General features: G+C 41.0%; 6 protein-coding genes. 2 read left to right on the top strand and 4 right to left on the bottom strand.

The window, feature by feature from the left end:
• Nucleotides 1-155: 155 nt before the first annotated feature.
• The 3 genes from tnpB to ACKWCC_RS17640 all read right to left on the bottom strand — a co-directional run bounded on the left by tnpB (nt 156) and on the right by ACKWCC_RS17640 (nt 2,436).
• Complete coding sequence (gene tnpB / locus ACKWCC_RS17650; RefSeq protein WP_413997294.1) at nt 156-506, bottom strand: IS66 family insertion sequence element accessory protein TnpB; 351 nt, start codon at nt 504-506, stop codon at nt 156-158.
• A gap of 315 nt (nt 507-821) precedes the next feature.
• Nucleotides 822-1,160: an IS200/IS605 family transposase gene (gene tnpA, locus ACKWCC_RS17645; protein WP_413997293.1), complete on the bottom strand. Its 339-nt coding sequence runs from the start codon at nt 1,158-1,160 to the stop codon at nt 822-824.
• Between the two features lie 146 nt (nt 1,161-1,306).
• Nucleotides 1,307-2,436 (bottom strand): IS3 family transposase gene (locus ACKWCC_RS17640; protein ID WP_413997292.1). Its coding sequence is split into 2 segments (ribosomal slippage): nt 1,307-2,175 and nt 2,175-2,436, totalling 1,131 coding nucleotides; the frame shifts between segments, so codons are not numbered across the junction.
• 199 nt (nt 2,437-2,635) lie between these two features.
• Here ACKWCC_RS17640 and ACKWCC_RS17635 point away from each other — a divergent pair.
• Nucleotides 2,636-3,298, top strand: coding sequence for an RNA polymerase sigma factor (locus tag ACKWCC_RS17635; protein ID WP_413997291.1), 663 nt, complete (start codon nt 2,636-2,638; stop codon nt 3,296-3,298).
• 668 nt (nt 3,299-3,966) lie between these two features.
• Here ACKWCC_RS17635 and ACKWCC_RS17630 read toward each other — a convergent pair.
• Entirely contained in the window at nt 3,967-4,272 is a 306-nt protein-coding gene (locus ACKWCC_RS17630; RefSeq protein ID WP_413997290.1) for a hypothetical protein, read from the bottom strand.
• A gap of 404 nt (nt 4,273-4,676) precedes the next feature.
• Between ACKWCC_RS17630 and ACKWCC_RS17625 the strand changes: the two genes are divergently transcribed.
• A complete protein-coding gene (locus ACKWCC_RS17625; RefSeq protein ID WP_413997289.1) occupies nt 4,677-5,909 on the top strand; it encodes a FecR family protein in 1,233 nt (410 codons plus the stop codon).
• The last annotated feature ends 91 nt before the right edge of the window (nt 5,910-6,000 follow it).

Raw genomic sequence — 6,000 nt, 5'->3', positions numbered from 1 at the left:
TGTGATAATCACATTTGTAGACAACATGGCTGAGTTTCCTATATTTACCCATACAACAAAAATAGGCATAGCCCTCAGAACATGACCACCTGCAAAGCAGGTGGATTTTTAAGATGAATTAAAAATACGAAAAAAAGCCAATAAAAACAAGGGTTTCAAGGGCTTTTGTACCTGCTCTTCCGGGACAGGTTGCCAATGGTGATCCCATCGAAGAGGAGCACCAGTTGGGCATGGTCCAAGACCAGGCTCTTCACCGATGCATCGTAGAGGGGAAGCTCAAAAGTGCCCTTCTCCAGACGTTTGTAGTACAGCACAAAGCCGCCGGATCGCCAATGCAGAAGCTTTATCCTGTTGTTGAGCCTGTTGACGAATATGTAGACCGTTCCGTCGGTCGGCGTCTTGGCCAGTTCGCCCTGGACGATCCCGCAGAGGCTGTCGAAGCTCTTGCGCATATCGGTCGGTGGAAGGTACAGTTCAAATCTGGCGGTGCTGTCAAGTCCTAACATCGGTTCTGGTTTATGCGATCACAAAACTAGACCGATAGGTTGCCCAAATCAAGATGCGGTTGGTCGGACGGATACATTACCATCCTATAAATTGTTGGACTTCAAAACAAAAATTTCGTTAGAAGTGTACAAGTTTCAATTCCCTGGTGGATTTTTCATCAGGCCCTTCAAAGTTCCAAGTCATCCTTTGATAATTCTGACTAACGGTTGATTTTTATCTTAAAATTCCTAAAAAAACTCGGCTCGTTAGCTAAAGTAACTAAACCACCCTGTACTGCAAGTGCAGGGGTTTTTACCGAAGGACTGAAAGCCCTGCTATTCCAATATGAAATTGGTCCGGTCACTTGAACCTTGTCGTCGGTGATGTTCCAAATAGTCGTCCACCATCTTATCCGTGATGTTGCCAGTGCTCCAAACACCGTTACCACTGGCCCAAAAATGGTTGCCCCAATAGCGCTTTTTCAATTCCGGAAACTCTTGTTGAAGGCGACGCGAAGACCTTCCCTTGAGCCGCTCCACAATATCGCTGACGTTCAACTTCGGGGCATACTCGATATGCATATGGATATGGTCCGAGCTGACCACTCCCTTCAATACGTCGATCTCTTGAGATTCGCACACCTGTATCAACAGCTCACGGCAGCAAACCTTCAAATCGAATCGCCTTGAAGTACTTTGTAACGCTATCTGGTGCACCACACGATATGACAGGTTATTCGACCTACAGTATGAGAACCCTTACGTATAATTCGTACTCATCGGCACGAATGTATATGTAAGCTTCCCTTGATTAAAACTGTTTAGTTTTCCAAAATTACTTTTTTATTTTGTTTTTTAATTCCTCTGGGGCTAGCCCCAGAGGAATTAAGTTTTGCATATTTTACTGGTGGGATTTTCCCTAAGCTATCGTGCGGTCTTTCATGGTTATAATCATCCATCCAGATTTTGGTTTGCTCTCTGACTTGATTTAGGTCTTCAAAAATGTATTTATTAAGGACCCCACGTCTGTATGATCCATTGAATCGCTCTATAAAAGCATTTTGGGTTGGTTTTCCCGGTTGGATATATTTAAATTCTATATCGTGCATTTGACTCCATTCACTTGTTATTTGTGCGATAAACTCTGGACCGTTGTCCAAACGTATCTTCTTGGGCCTCCCTTTTTTATTGATCAAATGGTTGAGTACCCAAACAATGCGGTTGCTTGTCAAGGAACAATCTACTTCAATATGAAGTGCTTCTCTGTTAAAATCATCTATAATGTTAAATGCTCTGAAGCGCCTTTTGTTCTCTAGGACATCGGTTACAAAGTCCATACTCCAAGTATGGTTTAACTCATTTGGAACCCCTAGAGGCTCTTTAATTCTTGTTGGCAAGCGTTTCTTCACCTTTCTTCTCAAAGGAAGTCCCAAGGCTACGTAAACACGGTGCACACGTTTATGGTTCCAAGGTTTGCCCTCTTCCCGTAAACGGTCGTAAGCTTTCCAAAAGCCCTCTTCAGAACGATCCTCTGCTTTTTTCTCAAGTGCATCTTCTATAGCTGAATCGTCTTTGGGCAAGGGTTTGTAACAGTAAACACTCTTGCTCATATTTAAAACACGGCACGTCCTGTTGATGCCGTAATGAACAAGCTCCTTGGCGATACTTCGTTTACGACAGGGCTTTAGAGCTTTTTTTCTATGATCTCTTTGGCCATCTGGTGATCTAGTGCCAAACTCGCATACATCTGTTTGAGTCGCGTGTTCTCTTGTTCGAGTTCTTTGAGCCTTTTTAGCTCCTTTGAGCTCATTCCTGCATACTTGGAACGCCATTTGTAAAACGCAGCGGAACTAACACCGTGCTCACGGCTTATCTGGTCAACACTCTTTCCGTTGTCGAACTCTTTTAAAATCTTTGCAATCTGTGTGGGTGAAAATCTGCTCTTTCTCATACCGTCTAAATTAAGATTATTATTCTACTTTTAAACAGTTCGGTTTTAGGGGAAGCTTACATATAGATTTTTTCGTAGTACTAAAGTTCTACAATAAAATGTAGGCTTATTATTTTCTAGATTAGCGGGTAAATTTTTTAGATATTAATGTTTTGATAATCATTATTTACTATATTAGCAATGAAGTGCAGTCCTTAATATGAAAACTGAAAAGATAAACACAAGTATCTCAGCGTCAGAAAACGGCCTATTCGTTGCTACGAATGAAAAGTCATCCAACTTTGACCCTGTAAAAGACGAAGCCCTCTGGCAGCAGTTTAAGGCCGGGGACGAAGCTGCATTTGGGTTGATTTACAAGCGGAATGCAGAAAAATTGTTCCGATACGGAATGAAAATCGTTAGGAACAAAGAGCTGGTAAAGGATGCCGTTCAAAGCCTTTTCGTAGACCTTTGGAACAACAAGGAGAAACTATCGGCAATAAAAACCATACAGGCATATCTCTTCAAAAGCTTACGGCGATCGTTAATTCGAAAAGCTGCTAAAGAGAGAAAGTTGATTAACATTTGCCAAGATAACACCTTATTTTCAAACCATACTCCGTCTGCTGAATTTAACCTCATAGAAAAACAGCGTTTTGACGAGAAACGAAGGGCATTGCAAAGCGCGTTAGGGCACTTAAATTTGAAACAACGGGAAATTCTACATTTAAAATTCTATGCCCGCTTGAATTATGAAGAAATCATGCAAGTTATGAATCTCAACAAAAAAGCGGCTTATAATTTATTGGCCAGAAGTCTTAAAAAACTTCAAGCGTATATGTCCATTCTAGTTTTTACCCTTTTGTATCTCTCCTCGCTATAATTTGCTATATTAAGATTTAAATGATTCTGTTGCTCGTGCTTTCGGTGATTAACTCTATACAAAGTCAATTATCTTTATAAATAAAAGATGAAATGCACCTGCAAGTTTCCTATAAGTAAACCGACTCATTTCCAAAATAATCCCTCCCCTAGCAAGACCGGCGTTGTTGGCTATTTCAAAAACACGGCTAACAACTGAACCCTACAATTTTTTCTGATTAAATCAAAAAACCAAGAAAGTGAACAACTACTGATACGAGAAGTCGGAATACGAGAATACTTGTAATCTTGATTGATTACCCGTCACCCGTCTATGTACCAGTAGAGTGTCGTGATTGCTATTGTGAGCCTATTGAACAGCCTTTCATCAAAATACCTTCTGTTTGGTTAGTAACAGAATTAGTCTAGGTAGTTCCGCAGGTAAATCCCTTTTATCTTTTGGTAAACCATTTTGCATTGGCAATGGCTATATGAAACCATTTTAGTGTGGTTGCCGTTGTTTCCTTACCGGATTTTTCCATTATGTGCATCTCGATATAAGTGGATATGTTCACATAGCTTGTACTTTTGTCGCTGAAAACGATGCTCGTTTCCTAAAAGTTACCCTTTACAATTTCATCTATTACCTCTGCCTTGTGGGAAGTAAGTATCTTCATCTTGAAATAGACACTATCCCATTAAGTGTGTAAGTTGAAAATATTGGCAATGGCTACTTTTCTCCCCGGTATCGGGGTCTTCCGAAGGGGTCCATTCCGCCATCACCGCAACATTGGACTGTTTTTGGCTGCCGCGCCCCGTTTTGAGGTTCTTCTTTACATTTTCCTTGACAGCGGACTCAAAGTAGCCCTCGTCGAACTCGATTTCTCCTTTGAGTCCGTAAAGCGCACCGAGCTTGCGCATTGCCTCCCTAATCTTGTGCAAGAGCGACCAGACCGTATCGTACCTTTTGTGTCCCAACTGCCGCTGGAGTTCCACCGCGGAAACATCTTTTTGCCATAGGTCATTTAGGTCATGGCGATATAACAAGTGCTTACGGGCAATAGTCTGTTCTCCATCATCGTTCCGCTGAGCAGGGTCGTCCTGAAGCCACAGTCAGCGCATGGCCATTGTCCTTTTGGCCTTGAACCAATACTGCTTTTCCCTTTACGTTGCCCATATCGGAACCACAGGATTCCTCATCGGGGAACTGCTCCATAAATCTCAATAGGTTAACATATTACCATAATTTGTCCTAAAGTTAACAGACCAAAGTACACCGGTAAAGCACTGTGGAATCAATTAATCTTAACAGTCTTCAAAAAAGTTCGCCATTTTGGGAGTAATTGTAGTTTTTTGGTCTCTTATATATTGAGAGGTTTATGTAAACCCTTTTCAAAAGAATGATTTACGAAGAATTTTCAATAGAGGATTTTGCAAGTGATGAGTACTTCCAAATATGGGTTTGGAATAAAAATATCATGGCCGATACCTTTTGGACCGATTGGATCAAGCAGCATCCCGAAAAAAAAGAGACCATAGAAAAAGCACGGCAACTGGTACTCTTAATGGACTTTGACCACGAAGATTTTACCGAAAAGGACTTGGACGGCATATGGCGAAATATTGTATCCACAAGAGGAAAGGGAAAAATGAAGCGTCTTGGGGTACGAAAAATCGGAAGCAGTGACTATCGCCCCTTTCTTAAGATTGCAGGCGTTTTTTTAGCCGCCATTGCAGTGACGACTTTTTTAAATACTACTAGGTTTTTCGACAATGAGGAACATCCCGTGATTGATACCGAATCAAGTGTTGTCCTGGAACTTCAAGACGGAACACGGCAAATCTTGGATGAAAACACCTCCAAGGATATTACGGATAAGGGTGGAAATACCATTCTAACACAAGAGAAAAATGTACTTCACTATGGAGAAGAAGGCTATTTAACTGCCAAAGAACTTGTATACAATCAGCTCACCGTACCTTATGGAAAAAAATTTGAACTAAAGCTTTCCGATGGATCTTATGTTTATTTAAACTCCGGCTCAAAATTAAGATATCCCGTTCATTTTTCGAGCAAAACATCCCGAGATGTTTATTTGGATGGTGAGGCGTATTTTTCCGTAAAACAAGACAAAACACGTCCGTTTACAGTGATTACCGATGAGATGAACACCCGGGTGTATGGTACGAAGTTCAATGTGTCAAGTTATAAGAATGAGAACAATACAGCCACGGTTTTGGTAGAAGGCAGTGTTGGGGTCTACAAATCGAACAATGAAGATGCCGAATCGCCCATAGTAATGGTTCCTGGTACGCGAGCAGTATTTCAAAACGAAGAAATCAAAGTAGCTAAAGCCAACATATCAAAATACACGGCTTGGACAAAAAATAAATTGCTCTTCCTAGATGACCCCTTTCACATAATCATTCGAAAGCTTGAAAGGCATTTTGCCGTGGAAATAAACAACGAATTCACTGAGTTGGAGTCGAAAAATTTCACGGGTACGTTCGAGAAGGAATCGCTCGCAGACATATTAAATATTTTTAGAGAATACACACCTTTCGAATACCGAATAGAAAACGATGTGATCGTCATATCAAAGTATAAAACAATACCAATAGCACGCCAATGAAATAAAACCTTGCCCAATTACAATTTAGAAATGAAATCGGAAAGTGCGTCAACACTTTCCGATTCAAAAAATGATTTCAGTCGTCACAACT

It is taken from the genome of Maribacter aquimarinus, assembly GCF_047345505.1.
Classification (GTDB): domain Bacteria; phylum Bacteroidota; class Bacteroidia; order Flavobacteriales; family Flavobacteriaceae; genus Maribacter.
Note: the sequence above shows the minus strand (reverse complement) of the source record. Positions and strands in the feature narration are given on the sequence as shown.